This is a genomic window from Microlunatus phosphovorus NM-1 (genome assembly GCF_000270245.1).
In the GTDB taxonomy this organism is placed as follows: Bacteria; Actinomycetota; Actinomycetes; order Propionibacteriales; family Propionibacteriaceae; genus Microlunatus; species Microlunatus phosphovorus.
In genome coordinates, this window is record NC_015635.1 from 4274177 (window position 1) to 4298979 (window position 24803).

Here is a 24803-nt window from a genome sequence, read left to right on the forward strand (position 1 = left end):
ACGAGGCTGATCGACATGTTCCTCACCGCGCTACCACTCGAGCAGCCCAGCGTCGCGACCACGATCGCCGTCAGTGCTGTGAATCTCACCAAGACCTACGGCACCGGCGCGCGGAGCGTCCGGGCGGTGGACGGGATCAGCCTGGTCATCCCGCGCGGCACCTTCACCGCGATCATGGGACCGTCTGGGTCCGGCAAGTCCACCCTGATGCACTGCCTGGCCGGCCTCGACTCGGTCACCAGCGGACGGATCTTCCTTGGTGGACACGAGATCAGCCAGCTCCGCGATGCCGAGCTGACCAAGCTCCGCCGAGACCGGGTGGGCTTCGTGTTCCAGTCGTTCAACCTACTGCCCACGCTGACGGCACGGCAGAACATCCTGCTGCCGCTCGACCTGGCCGGCCGCCGAGTCGATGACCAGCGATTGCAGAGCGTGGTGGCGTCGCTCGGCCTCACCGACCGGCTGCAACATCGACCCAGTGAGCTCTCCGGCGGGCAGCAGCAGCGGGTGGCGATCGCTCGGGCGCTGATCACCGAACCGGACGTGATCTTCGCCGATGAGCCCACCGGCGCCCTGGACTCGGTCAACGGCCAGGCATTACTCGCGCAGCTGCGGATGGCCAGCCGGGAACTCGGTCAGACAATCGTGATGGTCACCCACGATGCGGCCGCGGCCGCCTACGCGGACCGGGCGCTGCTGATCAACGACGGACAGTTGGTCGGCGACCTCGATCATCCCGACGCCGACTCGATCCGGGTCGAGCTGAGCCAGGTCGGTGCCTGAGATGCTGCGGGTCACGCTCTCCGAGGTACGGGCCCATCCGACCCGGTTGCTCGGCATCGTGCTGGCGGTCGCACTCAGCGTCGGTTTCGTGGTCGCCAGCCTGGTCTTCGTCGACACCGAGGCTGCCGCGATCCGACGGGCGGTCTCCGCCCAGACAGCCGGCAGCAGCGTGGTCGTCCTGCCGACGACCGAACGTGACCTCACGCCCACGATCGCGAAGACGACCGGAGTGGAGCACGTCGAGGCATCCCGGAACACCGCGCTGGAGGCAACCCTCGGCGGCCGCAACACACTGCTGATGGTCACCACCTTGCCGGGCGATGCGCGACTGCGCTGGATGACCTTGCACGACGGTTCCTGGCCCCGGATCGCCGATGAGATCATCATCGGCCGGCAGACTGCAGAGCGGGCGAAGGCAGTTGTCGGCGACACCATCGGCGTACGCGGCATAGGTGGCGCCGGAGAAGACCGGCAGCTGCGCCTCACCGGTCTGATCGACGAGTCCGCCTCACTGTTCGCGAGCATGCAGAGCACCGCCTTCGCGCCGGCCTCCTCACCGATACTGGCCGACGGCGGCGTCGAATATCTGGTGATCGCCCGTCCCGGTGTCGATCCTCCCACGCTGGCGAGCACACTGCGGACCCAGCTTCCGGCCGATACCGATGTCGTCACGTCTGCCGACCTGGCCCAGCAGCGGCTCGAGATGGTGACTGGCGGCGTCGACGTGATCCGCTATCTGCTGCTCACCTTCGGCAGCATCGCCGCCCTGGTCGGCTCCATGATCATCGCCAACATCTTCGCCATTGTCGTCGCCCAGCGGCGCCGCCAGATCGGACTGCTGCGCGCCGTCGGCGCCACGCGCGCCCAGGTACGCCGCAACCTCCTGCTCGAGGCAGCCGGCGCTGGTGTCCTAGGCGCGCTGTTGGGTGCGCTGATCGGCATCGGCGTGGCTGCCGTGGGGGCTGCGGCGACGGGGTCACTGTCCAGCGGACTCGAGGTACGGATCGGGCTGGTGCTGCTCACCGGGCTCGCCGGTGTGGTGATCACCGTGCTGTCGGCGCTGGCTCCCGCGCGACGGGCCATGGTCGTGACTCCGCTCGACGCCTTGCGACCCGTGTCCGAGCCGGGGGCCGCCCGACGAGCGGGCCGGATTCGAGCGGTCGTCGGTGGCGCTCTGGGCCTGGGCGGGGTCGCCGCCATCGCCGCCGGACTGATCCGCGGCGGCAGCGGCACCCTGGTGCTCTGCATCGCAGGATCCGCACTGGCGGCCGCCGCCATCATCGCGCTGGCACCGCTGTTCCTCCCGCCGTTGCTGCGAGGTCTCGCACGACTGCTGCAACGGAGCCGGCCGACCGTCCGACTCGCCAGCGCCAACCTGGTCCGCAATCCCAGCCGGTCCGCTGCGGTGTGCACGGCCTTGATGTTGGGCGTAGGCCTGATCGTGACGCTGCAGGTGGGCGCCGCCAGCATCAAGAGCAGCACGGAGGCGTCCCTGCACCACGAGTTCCCGGTCGATGTCATCGTCCGATCCCAGTCCGGCGCACTCCCGAACTCGGTGCCCCGGGAAGTGCGTGAGCTGCCCGGCATCCGCGCCGCGATCACCGTCCCATCGGCGGAGACGCAGGTCGGTAACGGCACCGTACGGCTGGACGGGCTGGGCCCCGATGCCGGCTCGGTGGTGGCCGGCGGACTCGACGTTCTCGATGACAACACCGCGCTGGTGCACCCCTTCACCTTGGAGATGATCCGCAAGAATCCCGGTGACCGGGTCGAGATCCGGATCGGCGGCAGATCGCACTCCTTCGTCCTGCGGGCCAGCGATGTCGCGGATGCCGGCGCGCTGGCGATCACCTCGGACGCGCTGCACAAACTGGCGCCCGACGCGCCGATCACCGCGGTCTGGGCCACTGCCCAGCCTGACGCCGACCCGGCGGCATTGATGGACGACGTGCGGACCATCGCCGATCGGCAGACCGGACTGGAGGTCTCCGGCTCGCTGCTGGATGTGGCGGCCATCAGCAAAGTGCTTGATCAGTTGTTGGCCATCAGCACCGCGCTGACCGCCGTCGCGGTCGTGATCGCGGTCGTCGGGTTGGGCAATGCGCTGGCGCTGTCGGTGATCGAGCGGAGCCATGAGTCGGCCTTGCTGCGAGCCCTGGGGCTGCAGCGGCGGCAGTTGCGCTCGATGCTCGCTGCGGAGGCCATCCTGCTGGCTCTCATCGGCGCCGCCGTCGGGGTGCTCGCCGGCATCGGCTTCGGCATGGTCGGCACCGCGGCCATGGCGGGCGAGGCCGGCTTTGCCGTGACTCGGTTCGCGATCTCGATCCCGCAGACGGTGATCGTGCTCGGGGCTGCCGTGGTGGCCGGTGCGGTCGCCTCCGTGCTTCCCGGGCGTCGGGCCGCCCGCGCCCACCCGGTGGAGGCCCTTGCTCAGGCCTGAGGTCACATGGGGCCCGCGGGTCAGCCGCGTACATCGCGTATATAGTGAATCGCGGCGATGGCGTCCGCCAGGGGTAGCTCCCCGAACCGCCCCGCAGGGCTGATGACTCCTGAGACGATCGTTCGCGTCTGAGGAGCATGCCCATGAGCCAGTCCCCACCCCATCGCAGCGTGGTCATCGCGGTGACCTCTCACCAGCCCGATTCAGTCATCCGTACGGCGGCCTGGCTGGCCCGCTCGCTGGATGTCGAGCTGGTCTGTGCCCACGTGGATACCTCGGCCTATGTCGTCGAGGAGCATCCCGACGGAACCGTCGAGGCCCGACCGCTGGATCCGGATGCCCAAGAGTGGATCTGTGCCCAGTTCGACCCCGAACTGGCCGCACGGATCGACCGGCTCGTGGGCGACCAGGGCATCTCGGTGCGGACTGTCGAGCTGGCCGGCGAGGTGGCGCGGGCCATCGCGCGCCTGGCGGAGCTGGTTCGCGCCGAATTGATCGTGGTCGGCACCCGCTCCGGGGTCCGGGCGAGTGTGCGGGAGTACTTCAGCGGCTCGGTCGCGGTGCATCTCGCCCACCGGCAGACCATCCCCGTGGTGGTGGTGCCACTCACGGCACACGCCGAGGGACCGCTGCCCTGGGAGGACGAGCAGTGAGCCACCGAGAAGTGAGCCACGGGGAAGCGAACCATCGGCAAGACGTGAAGCGTCGGGAACCGAAACACCAGGAGTCGCCGCCGTTCGACAGTGAACTGGTCACCGAGCGACCCAAGTCCCGACGTCCACGGGCAGCGCACCGCTCCCCCGCCAATATCGCTCTGGTTGCCGCGGGCGGTGCCATCGGCACCGGTCTGCGCTATGGCCTGATGTTGCTCATGCCACCGGTCGCCGGGGTGCCCGTCGCAATCCTCACCGTCAATCTCGTGGGCGCCTTCCTCCTTGGCCTGCTCTTGGAGGCCTTGTCGGAGTTCGGCCCCGATCACGGTTGGAGCCGCCGGCTCCGGCTGGGGATCGGCACCGGTGTGATCAGCGGGTTCACGACCTACTCCACCTTGGCCGCGGACAGCGTCACGCTGGCGCTGGCCAGCCCGGTGATCGCCGTGGCGTACGGCGTCGGCACAGTGATCATCGGTGGGCTGGCGTCGGTTGCCGGCATCGCCACCGCTCGTCATCTGGTGCGCCCGCGGATCGCGAGGTCGGCCTCATGATCCTCGAGTTCCTGGCAGTCTGCGTAGCCGGCGGCATCGGCGCGGCGCTGCGCTTCATCGTCGACGGCGCAGTCCGACACCGCACACCGCCGAGCTTCCCGTACGCGACCATGATCATCAACATCACCGGGTCCCTGGTGCTTGGGCTGCTCGTCGGGCTCGTCCTGGGTCAGGTGGCCTCGCACTACTGGCAGTTGATCGTCGGGACCGGGATGATGGGCGGCTACACGACCTTCAGCACAGCGAGTGTGGAAACGGTGCGCCTGGTCGAGGAAGGCCGGTGGCGGGCCGGCTTGATCAACGGTTTCGGCATGCTGGTGCTGTGTACGGGCGCCGCCGCCGGCGGTCTCGCGCTCGGGCTCAGTCTGTAGTCGGGCTTGGCAAGCGGCCTCGATCGGGGCATCCCCGGGAGAAGAACCGCCACCGCGGTGGTCCAGAGCCGGATGCGATCACCCTGGATGCCTTCGGCCGACCCATTCCAGAAGCCGACCCCTTCCAGAAGACTGAGCGCTTCCCCCTCTCGGCGGGAGGTCAGCGCGGCGAGACCGGCGGACGGCGCAGCGTCCGCACCAACAGCACGAGTGCGATCAGCTGCGTGGCGGCGACGTACGCGATCAGTGCGGGTGTCGAGTGGTCGTACAAGGCACCGGCGATGACACCGCCGAGGACGGCCGCACCCCCTTGGACGGCGGCGAAGAGTCCGTACGCCGTGCCTCGTCGCGGCGCCGGCACGAGGTCCGCGACGAGGGCTTTGACGGTCGAGTCCTGGAGTCCGCTGGCCGCTCCCCAGGCCAGGACGCCGACCATGACCAAGGGCAGCGCGTCGGCGAAGGCGAACACCGGCACCGCCGCCACCAGGAGCGGCAGCACGAGCAGCACCCGGGCATGGATCCGGTCGAACAGGAAGCCGGTACCCAGCGCGGCAACCCCGGCGGCGGCCATCGCCGCGGCATAGATCACCGGTACGAGCGCAGCACTGGTCACCCGTCCGTCGACCAGGTGGTAGCCGATGACAGCGAACGTCACCAAGCCCGCTGTCGTGGCCCCGGCGGCTGCGGCGAAGGTCCAGAACTCGCTCGGCAGTCGATGCCGTGGGAGTGGCTGCGCGGTCGGGGTGGCACTCGGGATCGGCATGGCACTCGGGTTGGACACAACACCTGGGGTCGGACTGTCCGGCCCGTTGCTGGCCGTCCCGGTGTCGTTGCTGGCGCGGCGGAGCACCAGCAAGACGATGATCGACAGCGCACCGGGAATCGCGAGCACGACAAGTCCCGACCAGAGCGCGCCGGTCAGGCTGATCACGGCGGCGACCAGCAGCGGACCGGCGAAAGCACCGAGTTGGTCGAGTGCCTTGTGCACGCCGAAGCCGCGGCCAAGCCCCACGACGCCCGAGGCTTGGGCGAGCAGCACCGACTTCGCGGGGCTCCGAACCGCCTTGCCGAAGCGCTCGGCGATGATCAGCAGGCAGCCCACCACCAGACCGGCCGCGCCGAGGAACGGTGTGATCGCAAGCGCCGGCACTGAGACGGCCGTGATCGCGTACCCGGCGATCGTCCAGCGCCAGTAGCGTCCCGATCGATCGGCCCATGAACCCGACACGAGTCGGAGGAGGAGAGATACAGCTTCACCGAGTCCACTGACCAGACCGACGACTGCAGCGGTCGCGCCGAGCGAGGCCAGCAGCGGCCCGGTGATCGCCCGCGCCCCTTCGTAGACCATGTCCGCGGTCAGACTGACCAACCCGAAACCGACCACCAGACTCCACGCCGTACGGCGGGTCGAGGTCTGCTGCGCGGTCACGTCAGCCCGCCGAGAGCGGCGTAGACCTGGTCCGCGTACCCGTCGAACTCCTCCTCACAACGACGCAGTGCTGCCACACCCTCGGCCGAGCGCGAGGGATCCAAGAGATCACGACCGCGAAGTTCGCGGCACCAGCGACGTAGCCGGTCCAGGCTCTGTTCTTCCTCTTCCAGCTCGGCCAGGGTGAACTTGCGGATCCGGATCTCCTTCGCCAGCTCGGCCAGATACTTGTCGCAGTCGGCCAAGAACTCCGACCATTCGTCGCTGCGCGCTTCCCCGTACAGATCCTGGAGCCGCTGACGCTGTGCGTCATCCCAGCCGTCGGCCCGCAACACGAGCAGCGAGCCCTTGGCCTGGTCGGCGAGCTCCGCGACTCGATCAATCAGCGACTGGACCACGGGTGTGTCGGGCAGCGCCCACGCACCCTGTCCGATCGAGATGGCCCCCGAGCGGCGCAGTTCACGCCAGACCGCCATCCGATGCTTCGCCGGATCAGCCGGCAGCCGCACCAACAGCACAACCCAAACTCGAGCCGGCTCGTCAGTCACATCCGAACTCCATCACTCGTAACGACAGAACTTCACGATCTGTGACGAGTGTAACGACTTGCTTGGTCCGGTCGCCTTTGGCCCGCGGGCGCCGGATGTCCGGGCGCTACGCGGTACCGATGTCGTTCGTGGCCCGGTGGCGCAAACCGTCCGAGCCCTCTGCTCGATTCGCGGTCGTTTGTGGCCCGGGGGCGCGAGGCGTACTCCGTGCGGCCCAACTACCGGTCGCCTATGGTCCCGCGGCGTCAAGCGATCGCGTTTCCAGGGTTCAGCCAGTCGTACGCAGTTTGGTCAGGAAGACGGCCCCGCTGATGTGACCCGGTCCATCGGGATCCCAAGCATGGATCAATCGATACCCGGAGCGCTCGTACAAGGCGATGTTCCGAAGACTCTTGGCGCCGGTGAACAAGGCGAACTCGGTGACGTTGTCGGGTGCGAGAGACTCGATCACTGCGAGCAGTCTCGACCCGATGCCACGACCCGCGAGGTCGGGCGCCACCATCAGCCGCCCGATCTCCCAGCTCATCCCCTCTCGCCGCCCGCGGACTGCCGCGACGAGCCGACCCTCCGCGCGGACGACCAACGTCGTCCAGGCAGTGGCCCAAGCCAGCACCTCATCCTGAGTCTCGTGCAACGCAGGGATGTCGAGCGTCGAGTTCACGATCGCCTCCGACACCCAGCAGCAACGCTGCAGGACGACCAGTTCCGCGAGATCAGGAGATGCAAACAAGCCCAACGTGGACCCGGGCAGCACCTCTGCCAGAGCACCGGCGGGAACTAGGTTCGGCACGGTTCGCAACGTAACGGATCTGCCCGCACCCGGCACCCGGATTTCTCGTGGCCCGCCGGATCTGCTCGATCTTGTCGGTTCTGCTCGGTCTGCAGATCGAGCAAGACCGACGAACCCGAGCAGATCCGCGGACGGCGTCAGCGGTGGCCAGGTCGCCCGGACGACAGCAGCCGAACCGCGGTGCCGACCAACCAGACGTCGATGAACAACTGGCCCGGGAAGAGAGCCGAGACCGCCGGGTTGCCGGTGATGGCCAACAGCGGCGACGCCGCCCCGAAGGTGACCGCGCCGAGGAGCGCAAAACCGGCCAGCACCCAGGCCACCGCTGTACGCGCGTGTCGGGCGAGCTGGATCGCGAACAGCGCAGTGATGACCGCCAGCAGCGGCGTGGTGATGGTCGACAGCAGCACATGCGCATCGGTCATCGGGGTCGGACCACCGGAGACGTGAGCGGCGTGTTCGCCACCCGCGAGCAGATGCGGCACCGTCTCGACCGCGGCGAGCGACCAAGTGACGATCACCAGCGTCAGCCACCGCCGCAACGACGCCCCCAGCACGTCGGACCGTCGGACCAGCACGAACCCGGCGATACCGATGATCAACCCGGCCAGCACCAGCAGGTGGGACAGGTTCCACAGCGGGGAAGCGAGCATGCCACCCAACGCCTCGTCGACGGTGTCGCCGGACCCGTGTGGGTGCAACAGCCCTCCGGCAGCCATCGAGATTCCCGCGATGGCCAGCAGAGCCGCGCCAACTCGCCCGCCCGGCTCCCCCACGCGTGCCGCACCAGTCCCCGTCAGCCGCAAGTCGGTCGACTCCACGGACTCCACCGCCCGGCTCACAGCGCACCAACCAGCGTGTTGTGAGTCGCCGCGATCTGCCACTGCCCCGCCGTACGGACCAGCATCGACGTCGACATCGCGGCATGCCGCCCCTCGAGCGGCCCAACGGGTGCGGTCAGCACGTTCCGCGACACCACCACCACAACACCGTCGGCGATCTCGCGAGTTGCGATCAGCTCCATCCGATTGACGCTGCCGGCATGCGTGGTCGCGAAGATCGCCGCATGGCCGGCGGCGATCGCATCTCGACCCACGGCGTAGTCCCCGCGAATGGTCACGAACGTCGCGTCCTCGGCGTACATCGCCCCGAACGCCGGTCCGTCGCCGCGGTTCCAGCTGTGCTCCAGTCGTTGCAGCACGTCCCGCGCGACGACATCTGCCGCCGATGTCTCGGCCGGTGCGATCAAGCCCATGGCTTCCCCTTTGAGTGAGTGGTCATCATTCATTGATGATCCATCAGTTAATATAGACCCTCTCACCGGAGATGTACAGTGGTCGCGTGAAACCGGCATCGACGGAAGGAACGAGAGGATGACGGCCGAGGTGAGCGGACGGCCATATCGCTCGGCACTGCGGGAGGAGCAGGCCGAGCAGACCCGGATGCGCATCGCCCGGGCCGCTCGCGATCGTTTCGTCGAGCGTGGGTGGGCCGGCACCAGCGTGCGTTCGGTCGCCGTGGCCGCTGGCGTGTCGGAAGCGACGGTGTACGCGGTCTACGGCAGCAAGGCGGGACTCGCCAGCTCTCTGGTTGACAGCGCCGACGCCGACGCGGACGCCGGCCGGGCAGTCGCCGACCTCGATGCCGCCGAGGGCGATCCTCACGGCCAGCTCGCAGCCTTCGTCCGGTTCGAGCGACGGCTGTTCGAGAACGCCGGCGAGCTCATCCGGGTGATCGCCGAGGGACGCCGGAACGAGCCTGCCCTCCAGGCCGCGTACGCCGAGGGGCGCGGTCGCGGCGACCGGGTCCGCCGCGAGGTGTTCCAGACTTGGCCACCGGAAGCCTTTCGGCCTGGGATCACGCTGGACCGGGCTCTCGACATCTTTGCCATCACCGTCGCCATCGAGACCTACGACTTCGCCACCCGCGAACGCGGCTGGACCCCGGATGCCGTGGAGAACTGGTGGATCGAACTGCTCAGCCAGGCCCTACTCAACTGACGGTCTCCTACGCACACACCCTCGGGACCGCACATCTGCCGACCTGATCGAGCACGAGAATGTCCGGCGTGTGGACGCAGCACAGCTACTGGAAGCGGCTGTTCGGGCCGCTGTGGCCGCGGCTCACGTGTCACCACACGGGCATCCCGAGCAAGTCCGGGGCAACGGCGCCCGATTTCAACCGATGGCGCCCGAACGGCTCATGGCTGCGTCGGTGATTCCGGCCCGGGCACGGAATCGACCTCGGTCCGGTCGGTCGGCCTGGGCTGGGGTCGCAGCACACTGCGGACGCGTCGGGCGAGGTGATGCGCCGGACGTTCGACCAGCCGATAGAAGACCTCGGTGGCCGCGAACGATGCCGCCAGACACACCGGGAACAACAGCCAGAACCGATCGGCACCGATGGCCGCGGCCAGCACGGTCACGACCGGCAGATGCACCAGGTAGAGGCTGTACGAGCGGGCGCCGAGGAAGCGCGCCGTTCTCCTGGAGAGGACAGCAGCCGCCGGCTCCCAGGCCAGAGCGCTCACCACGATCAGGGTCACCCCCAGAATCGACCAGACCGTCGCCACCAGCAGCAGCGGACCTTCGCTGGCGGTCAGGCCCAGCACCGACCAGCGTGCTGTGGTCAGCACGACGCCGATGAGCAGCAATGCCGGCATGGCTCCGGGCACTCGCCTCGCCAGCCACCCGCAGGCTCCGCGGACATCGTCCAGCCGGAACGCGATCACCACGCCGATCATGAACACCGGCATGAACTGCAGCACGCCGAGTCCGGAGCGCAGCCCGAACGCGATGAGACCGAAGCAGGCCACGAGCACGACGGCGGTCCAGATCTGACGCCGGATCAACCGGGCCGCGGCGACGTACACGGGCAACAGCAACGAGAACCACAGTTCCCACTTCAGGGACCACAGCGGAAGGTTCAGCGAGCCGGTGCCGAAGAGCGCCAGGCTGTGCCACAGCATGGCGCCCAACGTGTGATGGTCGGCGTCGTACGGCAGTCCCGGCGGCAGGTTCTCCGGGTAGCTGATCGCCTGCACCAAGACCAGCGCCAACAGCAGTGACGCCCAGATGGGCAGGTACAGGCGCAGCAACCGACTGGGATAGTAGGAACGCCAGTAGCCCTCCGGCGTTCGTCCGCCGGATCCCGCCTGCACGAACGGCAGCGCCAGGACGAACCCGCTGAGGACGAAGAACAGATAGACGGCCTCGGTGCCCAACCACCACAGATGCAGCGGCGAGTAGGTCAGCCAGTCCTGCGGCAGCGACAGGGGTTGGTGCCACTCCTCCCGGGTGACCACGTGCAGGGACGGCGCCAGCGGTACGAGGTGGCTGAACAGAACGGCCAGGGCCGCGAAGCCGCGCAGGCCGTCGAGTGCTGCATATCGGCGGTGCTGCATGCTGCGTGAAGGGAGCAAAGCGGGTGCCTAGTCTTGGTCAAGTCTTGGTCGGGGCCGGGCGGCCAGCAATATGGCAACAGCATGCTTGCATATTTCGGCGACCGCGTCGGCGGTGTTCCGCGACCAGGTGACCTGGCTGCGACGTCGCCAGTAACGCGACCTACCTCAGGAGAGCAACTCGCCTGGCAGCAGACCATAGACGAGGCTGTCACGCCGTCCGCCCTTGAAGGCCATATGGGACCTCAGCAGGCCCTCCAGACGAAACCCGCAGCGAACCGCCACACCCTGAGAACCCGGGTTGTCGGGACCACACGTGAGTTCGAGCCGGAGGAGTCCGAGCTCATCGAAAGCCCACCTCGCAATCAGGCGGACGGCACGGGACGCCAGACCACGGCCACGTGCGGCCGGGCTGAGCCAGTAGCCGACGCTGGCTCGTTGGTTGGTGTCGTCGATGCCTGAAAGGGCTACCTCGCCCAGTGCGTGCGACGGAGTATCGGGGTGAGTGATCGCCAGGTGGATGCCGAGGCCGTTCTCGCGCGCCCGCTCGACCTCTTGCAGGCGATCCACGAGCTGGTCACGCGTGTCTGGCGCCCAGTCGGAGAACCGTACGAAGACAGGATCCGCGAATGCAGCCAACTGATCGTCGACATCGTCGATCCCCCAGGGCCGGAGCGCAACGACGCCGTCAGTCAAGGTCGGATAGCTCAGGCCGGGCACAAGCTTCACCGTAGCCACCGTGAGGCCGACGCGAAGTCCAACTGCGGGTGGGATCGAGGGACTCGCCGAGGGTCTTCGGGCATGGTTGTCATATGCCCTGGTCGCCGGATTGGCCACCGACCTCCGATCCGCGCCTCGATCTCTATCGTGATCAGGTCGCGGTCTTGGAACGTGACGGGAGCACGGTCGGACACGTGCTGATTCTCACCGAGAGCTTCAGCACCCGAGTCGGCGGCCTGCTGTTGGCGAGCTCCTGCCGGACCCACACCGGCAAAGGTCCGGCGCGCCCGCCGTCGGCGGTCATTGGTGGCCCGGTGGCGCGAAACGCTCGCCCGATCCACCCGGCTCGCGTTCCTTTGTGGCCCCAGGGCGTCAGGCGTACGCGCCCCACGCTGGGTTCGCGAGCGTACGTGGCCCGGCGGCGCTAAACACACCAGGGCGTGCTGCCTTGGCTAGATCAGCAGGTGTGAGGGTCACTACTGGCCGAGAAGGTGACCGTCCTGTGCCTCGTGCACGGCTTGCCACTCACTACCCCTGCGTGATGGTCAAAGTGCCGGATCTGAAAGGTACGGCGGTGGCAACATCGACGAGCGTCTGGGCGAGGAGCCGGCGACTGACTTTGCGGGTGCCCCGAAGCGGCTCGTCCCACGACATCCGCAACGTCCGACCCGCCGTACCGTTGGTCAGCATCGGCGGTCGCACCACCGCCCACTCGAGGTCGTCGGCTGCCGCCAGTTCAGACTCCATGAGCCGAAGGTCGCGGTAGCACCCACCGAAGACGCGCCACAGGATCGGATGAAGCACGACCCGCTCGAAGGAGGTCTTCTCGCTCGGCGCCGAGACCGGAACGGCGCTCACCGCGACAATCCGCCGTACGCCTACCAGACGCATCTGCCGAATGATTGTCCGCATCCCCTGAGAGCACACCTCAGTCGGCTGCCGACCATTGTCCGGACCGAGGGTGGAGATCACCGCATCAGCGTCATCCAGCACCTTCGCCATCGATGCTGGATCGAGCACGTCTGCTCCGCGCACGTCGACATCGAAGGCAAGGCCCGACAGCTTCGCCGGGTCACGGCAGATGCCGATCACCTGGTGGCCAGCAGCCACGGCATGTCGCAGAACCTCCATCCCGGTACGTCCGCTGGCACCGAACACTGCGAGCCGAGCCATCGCTGTTCTCCCACTGTGTCGAGGACAAGCCTGATTCGCCTGCTGTTCATGCACCGAGCGGGCGCGAGGTCCAACCTAACCAGCGCGGCACGGTGGAGCTGTAGATATCCCACGCGTCACCGAACTGAGCCTGCAAGGCTGCTTCTTCGGCGGGGATCTGCAGGCGATCGATCCAGGTCAGGTAGCCGGCAAGAGGCAACAGCGTCAGCGGCGAGCCGCGATACACGGCGTGCGCCAGGAGGGCCACACCGAAACCCACGTAGATCGGGTTCCGCGTCAGTCGGTACACGCCGGTGGTGACCAGCGCCGTGCTCCGCTCCGGGTGGTGCGGATCGACGGTCGTGCCGGCAGACCGGAAGAGTCCGGCGGCGGACCCGGCGAGACCGGCGGCGGCACCCACCATGGTGAGAGCCGCGACTCGGCGAAGCGGGCCCGGCCGATTGCCGTTCCGGCTGAGCAGTCGCTGTGCGCCGGCGGCGGCCAGGACGATGACCGGCGGCGGGACGGAGGGTGCGGTCGTCATCCCTCGATTGTCTCCCCGCCTTCTCGCACTCGCTACAGCCGAGTGCTGAGGATTCGGGCGACGCTGGCCGGCGACGGCTCGTTCACTGGTCCGCCTGGGCAGCTCGGCGGTAGGCGCCCGGTGTGGTGCCGACCTCGCGTTTGAAGGCTGCGGCGAAGGCCACATCGGAGGTGTAGCCGACCCGCGTGGCAACCGCGGCCACCGTTGCTCGCTGATCACGCAGCATCGACCTTGCCCGCTGCATTCGCAACGAGAGCAGATATTGCATCGCCGGCTGACCGACCCGCTCGGTGAAGCGGGCAGCGAAGGCGGCCCGCGACAAGCCGACGGCGCGAGCGAGCGAGGCCAGGGTCCATGGTCGGGCTGGGTCCTCGTGCAGGAGCCGGAGCGCGACGGCGACGTACGGGTCGCGCAGTCCGGACAGCCACCCCGAGCCGCCGCCGCTCTCGCCGTGGTGGCGCAGGGCCCGGACCAACAGCGCATCCGATAAGCGCGCCATGACCAGGTCACTGCCGGCCTCACCCTCGAACGCCTCGGTGGCCAGCGCCGAGACATACGGAGCGAGCCAGGCCGGCGGCCGACCGTCGACCCCAGGCACCCGGATGAGGTGCGGCAGGCCGAGCAGCGCCGGGTGATGCATCTCCCGGACGACGAACGCCCCGCACACGACGACGGTGCGCGCGCCTGAGCCGCCTGCTCGGAGCCTGGTTCCAGGCGTGCGCATCGCCAGGTCGAACCCGGATTCCAGACGACCCCCACGCTCGGCGGAGCGGATCTCGTGCGCATCGCCCCGCGGGAGCAGCACCAGGTCACCGGCGTCCAGTCGCACGACCGAACCCTCGGCGGTGACGAGTTCGCACCCTCCCTCGACAACGATGTGGACGCCGCGAAGACCCGGCTCGTCGAATCCGATGCGGAATGGCGCTCCGAGCTCGAGCCAGCGATAGGCGGCGCTCTCGAACCGCAGCTCACGGAGCACAGACGCCAAGACGTCAGTGTTCAACGAGACGGACGCTGGGGTTTCGCGGACGCTCACACATGGAGTGTCCACCACAACCGCCCTACCGTCGACAGCATGACTACAACAACCGAAGCACCACTCGGCACCGGGATCGGCGGGCTCGACCGCATCGCCCAGGTCAAGCTGCCGGTCACCGACCTGGCGCGCAGCGTGCGCTGGTATCGACGATTCCTCGATCTGCGACTCTGGTTCGAGATCATCGAGGACGGCGTGCTGCGGGGAGCTGGTCTGATCGACCCGCAGCAGCGCTTCAACGTCGCGCTGCGAGACCGGTCAGTGTGCGCGAGCCAACCCGACCTCGAAGGATTCGATGTCGTCGCATTCCTGCCCGCCGATCGGACCGTCCTCGAAGACCTGACGAAGCGCTGCGACCGCCTCGGCATCCACCACAGCGAGATCCAGGACGGGCCGGAGGGATCCCGCCTCGACGTGCCCGACCCAGACGGGACGGTCCTGCGCTTCTATCACTTCACCGCGCCGACCAGCGGCTTCACCGGAGTCGAGTATCGGGATGGACAGCTCATCGGCTCGTACGAGTCGCCGCGGCTGAGCTGACTCCAGCGGTCCTGCCGGAGCACTTCACTCAGGGGCAGTCCTGCCGGCAGGTTGACCCGCGCGGCGCGGACGAGAGTCAGGGTTTCGCAGCAGCGCTCAGCGTGCTGGTGAACTCATCGATGGTCCACGGCCAGGAGAGCGCCGTCGGCGGCGACACAGCGGCCACGTTGGCAGCCCCGACGACGGAGGCGATTCGGCCGTCCCGGAGTCGGGGTGACAAGACCCGTGCGGCCGGTCCGGACTCAAAGTCCTGGCGTGCCTCGCCGTCCGGGAAGTACATCAGCAGCACGTCCGAGCCGATGGTGTCGGCCTTCTCGAAGCTGAGTTCGTGCACGGTGTCGCTCGATCCGTACGAGTCGACGGTGAACCCCAACTGGGTCAACAGCTTGCCCCGGGGCTCGGCCGCGGTATAGATCAAGAACTCACCTTCGTACACCTCCGCCACCGTGATGCTGCGTCCCTTGAATTCAGGGTGCGCCGCTGCGGACGCGGCGGTCTTGGCATCGAGGTCACGCAGCACTTGCTCGGCCTCGGCCTCCTTGCCGAGCGCACGCCCGGAGATCGCGATGGTGTCGCGCCATGGGGTTTCCCACGCCTCGCCCGGGTGCGCGATCGTCGGGGCCATCGCGGACAGGGTGTCGTACTGCTTCCGGGTCAGACCCGCCTCGGTCGCCAGGATGAGGTCCGGCTCGTACGTGAGGATCTCCTCGAATGGCGGCGGGTCGCCCGCGTTGGTCGAGAGCACCTCCGGCAGCGGCTGTTGCGTGCGCGCGAAGTACTCCCGCACCCAGGGTGGTAGCCCTCCTTGTCGCCGCCGTTCCCGGTGCCGCGCGGGATGGCCACCGGAACGACGCCCACAGCCAGTGCGGCCTCGGTCGGGCCCCATCCCAGCGTCACCACCCTGCTCGGTGTCTTGGTAACCTCGGTCGATCCGAAGGCGTGCTGGATCACGATGGGCTCAGGCAATACGTCCGAGGTGACGGGCGTGGGTTGCGTGGCCTGCTCCTGTTGCCCGCAACCAACGAGTGCGGCCAATGCGAGGCCGCCCGCCCCGATGGTGAATCGACGCCTGCTGATGCGTTCGGCCAGCCTGATCTGCTGGAGTGCAATCCGACAGGGGCGGGCCGGTGGGAGGAGTTGACAGGGCAACTCGAGCGGCTCAGTTCCCGACTGATGGACCGGCGAAACCGGCCTCTCCAACAAGGTCACATTCATGGCTAAGCCTCCCGACGCCGGTGATTTAGGTCACCCTAACCCAGCCGGCACGCGCGGCGGCAGCGCGGCAGTCAGGTCGTTCCGACCAGGCGAGGTCCTCGTCCGATCGATATGGTCGGGCAGTGGATGAGTGGCGCTCAGATCGGATCGGGTCAGCCCTGCGTGGGGAGAATCCGACGGTGATGGCGCGTCTCCCCGGCGCCTTCGCGGTCATCGGCGACGTGCAATGGCTGCCGGGATACTGCGTGCTGTTGGTCGATCGCGAGGGCGTCGGCAGTCTCACTGATCTCGAACCCGACGAACGTCTGCAGTATCTGGCCAGCATGGCGACGCTGGGCGGGGCGGTGGAGTCGGCGTGCCGCACCACCGACGGCGGTTTCCGGCGTCTCAACTTCGAGATCCTGGGCAACACCGATGAGTTTCTCCACGCCCACGTGTGGCCCCGCTACGACTGGGAGCCGGCCGAACGTGTGACGAAGCCGGTGTGGCTGTATCCCGCGGAGTTCTGGACACTCCCCTCGCTGCGGTTGGGGCCCCAGCATGACCGATTGCGCAGCATGATCACCACTGAACTCGTACGCCGTGGCGCCGCCGCCGTAAGCCACTGACCGGTCGACGCCTGCTGCGCGGGGGCGACCCCGTTGGACGGGCGAGGACTGACCGCTGCGCGCCCGTAGGGTCACGTCTTGCCGTCGCATCGAGGCGAGAATGGCGCGGTGAGTCTGGCTGATCGCTTTCCGCTCTTGCATCAACCCGACCGGTGGGACTGGGCGGCGATCACCATGCAGTTCGCTACGGAGATTCCCGACGAGGCGCTGGTCGTGAGCACTCATGTGGTCGCCTTCGTCGACGAGCGCGTCCTGCTCTGCCGAATCGATCGAGAGGACGTGTGGATCCTGCCGGGCGGCACTCGGGAACCAGGGGAATCAGTCCTCGAATCGCTCAGTCGCGAACTGCTCGAGGAGGCTGGCGCGCGTCTGCTGAGCGACTTCCATCCCATCGGCGCCCACCTCGGCCGTACGGACGCCTCCCAGCCGTACCGCCCGCACCTGCCGCATCCAGATCAGGCCTGGCTATGGGGCTGGGCTGACGCTGAAGTCGTCGGTCCTCCGATGAACCCGACCGATGGTGAGGTGATCGCCGAGGTCGAGGCATTTCCCGTACCTGAGGCGGTCGAGCGAGTGACGAACGGCCCCAAGTGGACTGGCGAACTGATCCTCCTCGCCGCCGAGCGGCGTGCTCTCGCGAAGTCCACGCCGAGAACCATTGACCATCACCATCGAACTGGCGGAAATCAAACAACCTGAACGGCACGAGAAGCTCCCAGGACGCCCATGGTCTAGCTCATCCTGGTCCGTCACCGGCCTGAACGGCGTGACCCCAAAGGAAGCTGTGCGATTCTGCCGGGAGTTCGCGGCAAGACCGCGCAGCCTCTGCCAGTCTCTTGCGACTTGGTTACGACCTTCTGGGATGAACACGACTACGTCTGGCCGGCTGACACGCTCCACGACGAATCCGGCGAGCCTCGGCTCGTCTCGGTCGCGGCTCTTCGCCTGTATCGGAACCACCGACCCCCACCGAAGGCCGATCAGAGCTGAAGCGGCGACTCGATGGCGGACGCCCGATCAAGCGCCGAATCCATGAAGACCCAGGGCTGCGCTGCGCGCATGCGCACATCGCGGCAACTACGGACAGGGCGAGAAGTGATCTCCGGAGGTTAGCGTTGGGGACGACGGAGGCGGAGAGCCAGCAGGGACGGCTGCTGGTTGAGATCCTCAAACACTTCCGGGTTCTTCTCGCGCAGGGCGTCGGCGGGCCGGGATTCCACCAGCCGTTCGAGGACGAATCCGGCGGACAACAACTCCCCAAGGATTGTCTCCAGTGACATCCGCTGATAGCGGATCGAGTGCTTGCCGTCTCGCATCATCAACTCCACCCACTCTTGTGAGAAGTACGGGTCTCCGAAGTGCTTCCAGTCGGAGGCTGGATGGGTCGTCGACAGAACGAACCAGCCGCCCGGCCGCAGCACACGGAACACCTCACTCAGGAACTGTGATCGGGCGCGGAGGTGATGCAGCACGAGAGCGCACACCACACCGTCGAGGTCCGCATCCGCGAGCAGGTCGAGTGGAGTATCCAGGTCGTGCTGGACGACGTCGGCCTGGTCACCGAGCCTGTGACGCGCATGAGCAACGAGCACAGCGCTGCCGTCCAAGCCCAGCACCGATGCACCCCGCTCGACCAAAGCTGCTGCGTAGTGCCCTGCGCCGCAACCTGCATCGAGCACCCTCTGCCCTGAGACGTCGCCGAGCAGGGCGAGCATGGTCGGTCGATCGACGTAGGAGTTCCAGATACCGGCGTCGGCGTGCTCGGCGAAATAGTCACCATGGGAGCCGTGGTAGGCCAGATTGGAGGTCACACCGAGGAGTCTTGTCGATGGCAGGCAGGAGCGACAGCCTGGTCTGCGCTGGACTGACTGGTCCCGCCGATAGCTACGCCCGGAAGCAATCGCGCTCCCTCCTGAGCCAGGTCTTCGGCGGCAACCAGGTCACCGGTGATGGCGTACGCACAGGCGACCGTACGGCTCCAGGTGGCGTCATAGAAGGCGGTGAAATCTGGCGACAAGTCAGTCTTCGATCCTCCTGGCATCGACCCTCCTGGTGTCCCTGACGGCGCCTCACCGTCTCCTTGCTTTGGACACGCGCATCCCGCGGAACCGGTTGTACCGTGATTGCGTCAGGTCGACTTCCACGGTTCGATGAGGTCGGCTGTGTCCTGGGCCAGCTGCGCCACCGCCGTACGCAGCGAGTCGGCCACTCCCGACACGAGCATGCGCTGAAAGACAGGATCTCCACCACGGGCAGTGCGCTCGATACCGTCCACCGAGGCCAACACCCGAGCTTGCACAGTGCTTAGGAACGCGCCAAGGTCACCAGTCCAGCCATACTCAGCGAGAAAGAGCCGAAGCCGCCGACCACGGTCGGCGAAGTCCGTGAAGCCCTCGGCCTCGACGACATGGCGAGCATGCAGCGGAACCCAGGCGAAAGCGGTGAAGGCAAGATCCCAGTCGCGGCTGACCGGAGCGGCAAAGTCCCAGTCGAAGAAGCCGACGAACTGCCCTTGGTCATCCCACGCCGCGTTGTATGGTGCTGCGTCGTTCTGGCCGACAATCAGACCCGGCTGCCACTTCCCGCCCTCGCGCCAGATGGCGTCCGCCGGAGGTATGAAGTCCGCCACGGCGACGTGATAGTCCCTCAGCCAATGGGCAACCTGGACCAGCGCCTCATCGGAGTGCACCCAGGCTGGCCAAGGCCGGCTGGCACCCACCGTGTTGCCTGGAAGATAGGACAGCACTTCACGTTGCTGGTCGTCGATGCCGAGCGGCCTTGGTGCCCGCGTGAAACCGACCTCGTGGAGATGCTGCAACAGCGCGTGCACCGATGGCGTCCACGGTCCGCAGGCCCGGCGGACCGTGTCTCCTACCCGGACCGCACCTCCCGCGTTTCCACCCTCCAGTCGCCGCTCACTCACGGCCCTATCTTGCCGTCGAGGTGGTGTGCGGAACGGCGAGATCACAATAGAAGTCGTCCTCGGTGTAGTTCCAGTCGGTCACCATGTCGATGGTGGGCGGCGGTCGCGGTGTCGGGGCTCCACAACTGCACGTGGCCGGTCAGACGACACAGACTCGTGCTCTCCTCTGGTTCCTCCGTCACGGACCATTTCCCGGAGTGAGTGCGCACTCACTGGTGCGCCGGGGTTGCTTCGCGGTAATCCGTAGCAACAATTGCGCACCAGTCGATGAGCTCATCGGACCGTTCAGCGTCGGAACGCAGTGATCGCCGCATGCGGGCGCCGTCCTGGCTCTTGACGCCGTTCGACATGAGTGACGCGAAAGCCGGCATCCTCGAGGATCTCGCTGAGAGCATCCACCGACCAGTAGTAGGCCGTCGTGATCGCGTGCGCGAACGGCTGCCTCGCCTCACCTTCGAAGAACCCCAGACAAATCCCGCCGCCTGGCGCCAGAATTCGGCGGAACTCCGCGAACTGCCCCGCCAACTCCGAGGGCGGAGTGTGGATGAGTGAGTACCACGAAAGAACCCCGCTGACCGCTCCATCGGGCAGTCCGGTCTGAGCGAGGGACGCGACACGAAACCGCACGGACGGATAGCGCCGGCATGCATGAGCAATGAACTCGGGAGTCAGATCGATGCCCTCGACCTCGCGGCCCCGCCCGGCCAGGTACGCCGTCCACACTCCCGGACCGCAACCCGCGTCGAGTATCAGTCCTTCCGTCAGACCATCTGACCAGTCCGCGATCAGCTGTCGGTCAGCCTCGTCCAGTTGCTCGAGCGATCCGAACAACTCGACATACTCGTCAGCTCGCGCGCCGTACGCTTCGAGCACCCGGGCCTCCGTCACCCGAGAAGACTAGACAGCGCATCCCGAGTCCGGGCACCGGTCGTCGACTGGATCCTCGAGCCCTCGGTCGCGTGGGTGGCGGCCTTCGCCAGCCGTCAACCGGTCCAGAAGTCCTCAGGCCGGCGACCAGGTCCCAGGAGAATTCACTGCCTGCGAGTGCATGCCGCCGAAACGCCGACAGCGACGTGACGCCGACATCGAAGCCGGGCTCCCGCCTGGCTTCCCCAGCCAGGTTCGACACCTGGTCATCGGCGGTGACGATCAGCACGTCGAAGTCGGAGCGCTCTGTCGCCATTCCCTGACGCGCCTGCGAGCCGGACAACACCACCCCGACGACTCGCTCGTCATCTCGCAGCCGATCGAGCAGGGCTCGGTAGTCCGCTCGCAGCTTCGCCTGGTCCACCCGGGTAGCTTGCCAGAAGCAGCGATCATCCGATCAGCTGCGGCTTCGCCGATACCACCGCGTCCATTCACGATTCCGAATCAAAGAATCGGTAGTGATGGCCAACGCTCGGAGGCCCAGTGGGACCAGGTCGCATACCCGCGCGGAACGGTTGGGATCTGGGCGCCGCGCAGTTCGGCGGAATCCGGCACTTCGAATTGCAGGCGCCACTGCTTCAGGTCATCGTCACTCATCTGGAATTGACCGGGCGCCGTGGTGCTCCGCGCGGTGATACGCCGCCGCTGCTCCTCGTCGTCGATCGGCAGATAAATGACCTCGGCGCGTACGCCCAGCGAGTCTGCGATCGAGCGGAGCGCCGAACGCTCGTCCTTGCCCCAGAACCCGAAGTCGAGGACGACGTTGACGCCCGACCCTGCGACTCGCATACCGACCTCCACGAGCTTGCCTTCGATCCGGTCGCGCTGCTCCACACGTTCCCGCGAGCGCCACTGGGTCGAATGATCGCGATGAAACACCGCCATGAGCCAGTCATCCGGCGTCAGGCGGAGCGCGGACTCACTGATCTCCAGTTCCTTGGCCCGCGTCGTCTTCCCCGCTCCGGGCAGTCCGACGATGAGATAGATGGTCACCTGAGCGACGCTAGCCACAACGCCCGCGGCACGCACGGAAGCCCCTCCCGGCGATCTCGGGATCAGTGCCGAATCACGGCCGGCCAACTCATGGTCGCTGCCGAAATTCGCGTGCCGTGGCGCACGATCCTGGTCTAGCGTCACAGCCGTGATCTACCACCACCCGCTCGCGTACCTGCTGGGTGTCGAGGGTCTGGCCCTTCTGCGCGCGTGGGCTGGCGAGGGCGACCACGACAAGCCGTTCGTTCGGCGACGAATCGAGGCGATCCGCCAACTGTTGGCCGATCCAGAGCTGGCGGCGGTCCCGGGCGTATCGGTCGAGCGGGATGCGACCGCATCGGCCTATGCGCAGTGGGCGCCCAGCTACGACGACCCGAGCAACGGCCTGTTCGCCATGGACGAGCCCATTATCGATGAGATCCTGGATGGGCTACCGGTCGGCAACGCCTTGGATGCCGCCTGTGGGACGGGGAGGCTGATGGCTCGGCTGGCCGCCCGGGGGTTCCAGATGACGGGCGTCGACGGTCGGCGGAAATGCTCGAGCTGGCGAGGACGCGGGTTCCCCACGGCGAATTCTCCGTGGGCGATCTCGCGTCGTTGCCCGTGCCGGACGACGCGGTGGATCTGGTGACCAACGCGCTGGCGCTGACTCACGTACCCGATCTGATGCCGGCGTACGCGGAGTTCGCCCGGGTGTTGCGGCCGGGAGGCGACTTGATCATCTCCGACGTCCACCCGGAGCTGGTTCTGCTCGGATCTACGGTGAAGGCAACCGGCCCGGACGGTGCCGCGCAGCTGGCGACGACCCACCGGCACGGGTTGGGCGACCACCTCCGCGCGGCCTTGGCAGCGCGGTTCACGGTGATCCGTTGCGAGGAGTATCCGAGACCGGCACCGCCCACCGAGCCGTTGCCCGAGCCGACCCGCGACATCGGTGAATGGTCGATCTGGCCATGGACCTTGCTGGGTTGGGATCCCGAGGCCTCCCGGAGCGCTTGGAACAACCCGGCGATCACGGTGTGGCACTTCCGGCTACGTGATCACCGACCCGATGGGGGAACTGGCCGCAATCGATAGGTGCGCAGATGCTGTTTCGTTTCGCTCCAAACGACATCCACGCACCTTTGAATCGCGGCGTCGTCACGAGAAGGGCTTCTCAGCCCGGCTCAGGTGATCTGGACGGCGAGTGATGCGCCACCCGCGCGAAGCTCGGCGGGGCCTGCCGCGACATCATCGGGGATGGACACGTTCCACGAGATCGCGTACTGCTGCTCTCGGTCGGTGGCGTCGGCGGTGCCGAGCACCCACGTACGGTCGCCCTGGGCCAGGGTGAGCTCGACGCCGGTCAGCGGCGACTGCGGGTCGCTGGGCGGCACTGCCCGGCAGCCCAGGAAAGACGACGACCCAGTGTCCTCACAGCCGGCGTGGAAGAAGATCCCGGACACGGTCGTCGACTGTCCACGGACCAAAGCGACCGCGCTGCTCGGCGATGGCCCCGGTTCAGACGGTCCGCCGACCGCAAGAGTTGGGCCGACACAGCCAGCGACAGCACCCGGAGAACGTACGAGCCCGAGCAGGCTCACGCTGACGGTCGCCGACACCACCAGGATGAGCAGCCGCCGGATCCGCATCTGGCCACGGTCCGACCTCGTCCGGCCGACGTCAACCAGGTACGCCGGCATCGTGCTCAGATCGTTGCCGCGGATCGGGCCCTCGAGAGGATCGGGCCTTTGAAAGGATCAATCCATGGGATGGGACGCGCTCCGGCAGTGGGACCCCGACGCGACCAGGCTGGAACCACTCACCGGCGGAGTGGCGAATCAGGTCTGGACGGTGCGTGTCAACGGCCGGCTCGCGGTCGGGCGTCTCGGATCACGCAGCGACGCAGACCTTGCCTGGGAGACCGATCTGCTGCGCTATCTCAACCGCGAGGGACTGGCCGTACCGGCACCGATCCCGACGATGGACGGCCGACTGTTCGCCGACGGTCTGGTGGTCATGACCTTCATGGAGGGCGAACCGGCTAAGACGGATGCGGACTGGCGTCGAGTGGCCGATGTCCTTCGCCGGCTGCACCAGCTGACGCGAGACTGGCCGCAGCGCCCTGGTTGGCGCTCGTCCACCGATCTGCTGCACGAGCAGCACGGTACGAGGGTCGACCTGACGGCCATGCCCGCCGAAGGGGTCGCCCGATGCCGAGCCGCGTGGGCTCGGCTATCGGGTCGGCAGACCTGCGTTGTCCACGGAAACCCCACCAATCCGCACAACATCCGCGTCACCGCCGAGCGGATCGCGCTGCTCGACTGGGACGAGTCGCACGTCGACGTCGCTGATCTCGATCTCGTCCTGCCCGGCAATGCCGGTGAGTTCGACGACACGACGTACGACATCCCCGCCCAAGCGTCGGCCGCCTGGGAGGCGGCGGTCTGCTGGGACGACGATCACGCCAAGCAGCGGCTTGCCCTGGTTCGGCCGGTATGAGCGCCGACCACCACAAGCTGAAGGATGATCCCCGATGTCGGGGATCATCCTTCAGCTTGTCGTCTCGGGTCAGCCTGACCGAACAGGTCGGGACACCTATGCCGGTCGCGGAGGCGCGATCCCTTGCACGCCGAGGTAATGAGCCAGCGCCAGCTCGACCTGGGCGAGCCGGTCGCAAGTGAGGTAGTCGACGGGCTCCCCGATGACATAGTCGGTGTCGATCGAGCGGATCTGGTCGACCAGCAACCGAGTAGACCGACCCGCGATCTCGAGCTTAGGGCGGTGGATGGACGGACGGGCGGACGTCGACGTTGGAATCACGGTCACAACCGAAAGTGGCGAGTCTGGCGGTGACATCACCAGCCCCAGGCGCTTGCCACCCTGCTCATGACCACGGGGCCGTCCGAGGTCTATTCGATACACGGCTCCGCGGATCACCAGGCATCCGGCTCCGCATTGAGGTCCTCGTCCTTGAGCGCCTCCGCATCCGCCCGAAACTGGCTCAGCCAGTGTTCGTGGTCCAAGAGCCGCAGCGCCCTGCGCAAGGTCTCTGACGTGCTCTCGCCCGGCAGAGCAGCCTCGCGCAGAATTCGCTCGTCCTCGAGCGTCGGACGAAATCCGATCGATGCAGCCATGCCCGCAATGCTAGCCCTTGTTCTACAAGTGTTCTACAGCCCCTTCCCCAGAAGAGCGAGACAA

General features: G+C 67.3%; 31 protein-coding genes, 1 pseudogene and 1 riboswitch. Of the genes and pseudogenes, 12 read left to right on the top strand and 20 right to left on the bottom strand.

Annotated features, from left to right (window positions below):
* Positions 1–18 precede the first annotated feature (18 nt).
* The 5 genes and pseudogenes from MLP_RS19205 to crcB all read left to right on the top strand — a co-directional run.
* Positions 19–783: pseudogene (locus tag MLP_RS19205) on the top strand (ABC transporter ATP-binding protein); the annotation flags it as partial.
* A 1-nt stretch (position 784) separates the two neighbouring features.
* Complete coding sequence (locus MLP_RS19210; RefSeq protein WP_041790288.1) at positions 785–3223, top strand: FtsX-like permease family protein; 2439 nt, start codon at positions 785–787, stop codon at positions 3221–3223.
* Between the two features lie 44 nt (positions 3224–3267).
* Positions 3268–3342: riboswitch (Fluoride riboswitch) on the top strand.
* A gap of 24 nt (positions 3343–3366) precedes the next feature.
* Positions 3367–3876: a universal stress protein gene (locus MLP_RS19215; protein WP_197536444.1), complete on the top strand. Its 510-nt coding sequence runs from the start codon at positions 3367–3369 to the stop codon at positions 3874–3876.
* A gap of 44 nt (positions 3877–3920) precedes the next feature.
* The gene (locus MLP_RS19220) at positions 3921–4427 is read left to right on the top strand and encodes a fluoride efflux transporter FluC (RefSeq protein WP_013864831.1); all 507 of its coding nucleotides are present in this window, start codon (positions 3921–3923) and stop codon (positions 4425–4427) included.
* A complete protein-coding gene (gene crcB / locus MLP_RS19225; protein WP_013864832.1) occupies positions 4424–4798 on the top strand; it encodes a fluoride efflux transporter CrcB in 375 nt (124 codons plus the stop codon). Before MLP_RS19220 ends, crcB begins: the two co-directional genes overlap by 4 nt.
* A gap of 160 nt (positions 4799–4958) precedes the next feature.
* Here crcB and MLP_RS19230 read toward each other — a convergent pair whose 3' ends face one another.
* The 5 genes from MLP_RS19230 to MLP_RS19250 form a co-directional block, all read right to left on the bottom strand.
* Positions 4959–6227 carry an MFS transporter gene (locus MLP_RS19230; RefSeq protein WP_013864833.1) on the bottom strand — a complete coding sequence of 423 codons (1269 nt, stop codon included), beginning with the start codon at positions 6225–6227 and terminating at the stop codon, positions 4959–4961.
* A complete protein-coding gene (locus MLP_RS19235; RefSeq protein ID WP_013864834.1) occupies positions 6224–6775 on the bottom strand; it encodes a Chromate resistance protein ChrB in 552 nt (183 codons plus the stop codon). The genes MLP_RS19230 and MLP_RS19235 overlap by 4 nt, the downstream gene beginning before the upstream one ends.
* Positions 6776–7043: 268 nt before the next feature.
* Positions 7044–7565 carry a GNAT family N-acetyltransferase gene (locus tag MLP_RS28370; protein WP_197536445.1) on the bottom strand — a complete coding sequence of 174 codons (522 nt, stop codon included), beginning with the start codon at positions 7563–7565 and terminating at the stop codon, positions 7044–7046.
* 137 nt (positions 7566–7702) lie between these two features.
* Entirely contained in the window at positions 7703–8386 is a 684-nt protein-coding gene (locus MLP_RS28375) for a hypothetical protein (protein ID WP_172641599.1), read from the bottom strand.
* 17 nt (positions 8387–8403) lie between these two features.
* The gene (locus MLP_RS19250; RefSeq protein ID WP_156821219.1) at positions 8404–8853 is read right to left on the bottom strand and encodes an SgcJ/EcaC family oxidoreductase; all 450 of its coding nucleotides are present in this window, start codon (positions 8851–8853) and stop codon (positions 8404–8406) included.
* A gap of 85 nt (positions 8854–8938) precedes the next feature.
* Here MLP_RS19250 and MLP_RS19255 point away from each other — a divergent pair, with 85 nt between their 5' ends.
* The gene (locus MLP_RS19255; RefSeq protein ID WP_013864838.1) at positions 8939–9565 is read left to right on the top strand and encodes a TetR/AcrR family transcriptional regulator; all 627 of its coding nucleotides are present in this window, start codon (positions 8939–8941) and stop codon (positions 9563–9565) included.
* 200 nt (positions 9566–9765) lie between these two features.
* On the opposite strand, the gene MLP_RS19260 is transcribed toward MLP_RS19255, so the two are convergent.
* From MLP_RS19260 to MLP_RS19285, 5 genes are all read right to left on the bottom strand, one after another.
* On the bottom strand, positions 9766–10968 hold the full coding sequence (locus MLP_RS19260; protein ID WP_013864839.1) for an acyltransferase family protein: 1203 nt from the start codon (positions 10966–10968) through the stop codon (positions 9766–9768).
* Between the two features lie 165 nt (positions 10969–11133).
* Positions 11134–11694: a GNAT family N-acetyltransferase gene (locus tag MLP_RS19265; protein WP_197536446.1), complete on the bottom strand. Its 561-nt coding sequence runs from the start codon at positions 11692–11694 to the stop codon at positions 11134–11136.
* Positions 11695–12213: 519 nt separating this feature from the next.
* On the bottom strand, positions 12214–12858 hold the full coding sequence (locus MLP_RS19275) for an NAD(P)-dependent oxidoreductase (protein WP_013864842.1): 645 nt from the start codon (positions 12856–12858) through the stop codon (positions 12214–12216).
* A gap of 46 nt (positions 12859–12904) precedes the next feature.
* Positions 12905–13381, bottom strand: a complete 477-nt coding sequence (locus MLP_RS19280) for a methyltransferase family protein (protein WP_013864843.1) — start codon at positions 13379–13381, stop codon at positions 12905–12907.
* Between the two features lie 82 nt (positions 13382–13463).
* A complete protein-coding gene (locus MLP_RS19285) occupies positions 13464–14369 on the bottom strand; it encodes an AraC family transcriptional regulator (protein ID WP_197536447.1) in 906 nt (301 codons plus the stop codon).
* 87 nt (positions 14370–14456) lie between these two features.
* Between MLP_RS19285 and MLP_RS19290 the strand changes: the two genes are divergently transcribed.
* Positions 14457–14957 carry a VOC family protein gene (locus tag MLP_RS19290; RefSeq protein WP_013864845.1) on the top strand — a complete coding sequence of 167 codons (501 nt, stop codon included), beginning with the start codon at positions 14457–14459 and terminating at the stop codon, positions 14955–14957.
* Between the two features lie 76 nt (positions 14958–15033).
* Here the strand turns inward: MLP_RS19290 and MLP_RS19295 are convergent, their stop codons facing one another.
* Positions 15034–15744: an ABC transporter substrate-binding protein gene (locus MLP_RS19295; RefSeq protein WP_013864846.1), complete on the bottom strand. Its 711-nt coding sequence runs from the start codon at positions 15742–15744 to the stop codon at positions 15034–15036.
* 550 nt (positions 15745–16294) lie between these two features.
* Here MLP_RS19295 and MLP_RS19300 point away from each other — a divergent pair.
* A complete protein-coding gene (locus MLP_RS19300) occupies positions 16295–16780 on the top strand; it encodes an HIT family protein (protein WP_013864848.1) in 486 nt (161 codons plus the stop codon).
* A 108-nt stretch (positions 16781–16888) separates the two neighbouring features.
* On the top strand, positions 16889–17479 hold the full coding sequence (locus tag MLP_RS19305) for an NUDIX domain-containing protein (protein WP_013864849.1): 591 nt from the start codon (positions 16889–16891) through the stop codon (positions 17477–17479).
* A 410-nt stretch (positions 17480–17889) separates the two neighbouring features.
* Here MLP_RS19305 and MLP_RS19310 read toward each other — a convergent pair whose 3' ends face one another.
* The 6 genes from MLP_RS19310 to MLP_RS19335 all read right to left on the bottom strand — a co-directional run bounded on the left by MLP_RS19310 (position 17890) and on the right by MLP_RS19335 (position 21623).
* Positions 17890–18591 carry a class I SAM-dependent methyltransferase gene (locus tag MLP_RS19310; protein WP_013864850.1) on the bottom strand — a complete coding sequence of 234 codons (702 nt, stop codon included), beginning with the start codon at positions 18589–18591 and terminating at the stop codon, positions 17890–17892.
* Positions 18588–18797, bottom strand: coding sequence for a SigE family RNA polymerase sigma factor (locus tag MLP_RS19315; protein ID WP_156821222.1), 210 nt, complete (start codon positions 18795–18797; stop codon positions 18588–18590). Before MLP_RS19315 ends, MLP_RS19310 begins: the two co-directional genes overlap by 4 nt.
* Positions 18798–18908: 111 nt before the next feature.
* Complete coding sequence (locus MLP_RS19320; protein ID WP_197536448.1) at positions 18909–19703, bottom strand: aminoglycoside phosphotransferase family protein; 795 nt, start codon at positions 19701–19703, stop codon at positions 18909–18911.
* Positions 19704–19988: 285 nt separating this feature from the next.
* On the bottom strand, positions 19989–20591 hold the full coding sequence (locus MLP_RS19325; protein ID WP_013864853.1) for a class I SAM-dependent methyltransferase: 603 nt from the start codon (positions 20589–20591) through the stop codon (positions 19989–19991).
* A complete protein-coding gene (locus MLP_RS29560; RefSeq protein WP_013864854.1) occupies positions 20548–20994 on the bottom strand; it encodes a nucleotidyltransferase domain-containing protein in 447 nt (148 codons plus the stop codon). Before MLP_RS29560 ends, MLP_RS19325 begins: the two co-directional genes overlap by 44 nt.
* A gap of 80 nt (positions 20995–21074) precedes the next feature.
* A complete protein-coding gene (locus MLP_RS19335) occupies positions 21075–21623 on the bottom strand; it encodes an AAA family ATPase (protein ID WP_041793019.1) in 549 nt (182 codons plus the stop codon).
* A 148-nt stretch (positions 21624–21771) separates the two neighbouring features.
* On the opposite strand from MLP_RS19335, the gene MLP_RS28685 reads away from it, so the two are divergent.
* Positions 21772–22254 carry a class I SAM-dependent methyltransferase gene (locus MLP_RS28685; RefSeq protein ID WP_013864856.1) on the top strand — a complete coding sequence of 161 codons (483 nt, stop codon included), beginning with the start codon at positions 21772–21774 and terminating at the stop codon, positions 22252–22254.
* On the top strand, positions 22203–22700 hold the full coding sequence (locus MLP_RS28690) for a class I SAM-dependent methyltransferase (RefSeq protein ID WP_231851344.1): 498 nt from the start codon (positions 22203–22205) through the stop codon (positions 22698–22700). The genes MLP_RS28685 and MLP_RS28690 overlap by 52 nt, the downstream gene beginning before the upstream one ends.
* A gap of 89 nt (positions 22701–22789) precedes the next feature.
* On the opposite strand, the gene MLP_RS19345 is transcribed toward MLP_RS28690, so the two are convergent.
* Positions 22790–23305 (bottom strand): hypothetical protein, encoded by a 516-nt coding sequence (locus MLP_RS19345; protein WP_013864858.1) that lies wholly within the window; start codon positions 23303–23305, stop codon positions 22790–22792.
* Between the two features lie 64 nt (positions 23306–23369).
* Here MLP_RS19345 and MLP_RS19350 point away from each other — a divergent pair, with 64 nt between their 5' ends.
* Positions 23370–24104 carry a phosphotransferase enzyme family protein gene (locus MLP_RS19350; protein ID WP_013864859.1) on the top strand — a complete coding sequence of 245 codons (735 nt, stop codon included), beginning with the start codon at positions 23370–23372 and terminating at the stop codon, positions 24102–24104.
* Positions 24105–24200: 96 nt separating this feature from the next.
* On the opposite strand, the gene MLP_RS19355 is transcribed toward MLP_RS19350, so the two are convergent.
* Together MLP_RS19355 and MLP_RS19360 are read right to left on the bottom strand one after the other, a co-directional pair.
* Entirely contained in the window at positions 24201–24542 is a 342-nt protein-coding gene (locus MLP_RS19355) for a type II toxin-antitoxin system PemK/MazF family toxin (protein ID WP_013864860.1), read from the bottom strand.
* A complete protein-coding gene (locus MLP_RS19360) occupies positions 24539–24739 on the bottom strand; it encodes a hypothetical protein (protein WP_013864861.1) in 201 nt (66 codons plus the stop codon). Before MLP_RS19360 ends, MLP_RS19355 begins: the two co-directional genes overlap by 4 nt.
* Positions 24740–24803: the final 64 nt, after the last annotated feature.

Bases quoted from the DNA above. Each gene is read 5' to 3' on its own strand.
- MLP_RS19360 (WP_013864861.1), bottom strand. From the start codon at position 24,739: ATGGCTGCATCGATCGGATTTCGTCCGACGCTCGAGGACGAGCGAATT.
- MLP_RS19280 (WP_013864843.1), bottom strand. From the start codon at position 13,381: ATGACGACCGCACCCTCCGTCCCGCCGCCGGTCATCGTCCTGGCCGCC.
- MLP_RS19250 (WP_156821219.1), bottom strand. From the start codon at position 8,853: ATGAATGATGACCACTCACTCAAAGGGGAAGCCATGGGCTTGATCGCA.
- MLP_RS19260 (WP_013864839.1), bottom strand. From the start codon at position 10,968: ATGCAGCACCGCCGATATGCAGCACTCGACGGCCTGCGCGGCTTCGCG.
- MLP_RS19275 (WP_013864842.1), bottom strand. From the start codon at position 12,858: ATGGCTCGGCTCGCAGTGTTCGGTGCCAGCGGACGTACCGGGATGGAG.
- MLP_RS19345 (WP_013864858.1), bottom strand. From the start codon at position 23,305: ATGCCGGCGTACCTGGTTGACGTCGGCCGGACGAGGTCGGACCGTGGC.
- crcB (WP_013864832.1), top strand. From the start codon at position 4,424: ATGATCCTCGAGTTCCTGGCAGTCTGCGTAGCCGGCGGCATCGGCGCG.
- MLP_RS19255 (WP_013864838.1), top strand. From the start codon at position 8,939: ATGACGGCCGAGGTGAGCGGACGGCCATATCGCTCGGCACTGCGGGAG.
- MLP_RS19215 (WP_197536444.1), top strand. From the start codon at position 3,367: ATGAGCCAGTCCCCACCCCATCGCAGCGTGGTCATCGCGGTGACCTCT.
- MLP_RS19210 (WP_041790288.1), top strand. From the start codon at position 785: ATGCTGCGGGTCACGCTCTCCGAGGTACGGGCCCATCCGACCCGGTTG.
- MLP_RS19290 (WP_013864845.1), top strand. From the start codon at position 14,457: ATGACTACAACAACCGAAGCACCACTCGGCACCGGGATCGGCGGGCTC.
- MLP_RS19350 (WP_013864859.1), top strand. From the start codon at position 23,370: ATGGGATGGGACGCGCTCCGGCAGTGGGACCCCGACGCGACCAGGCTG.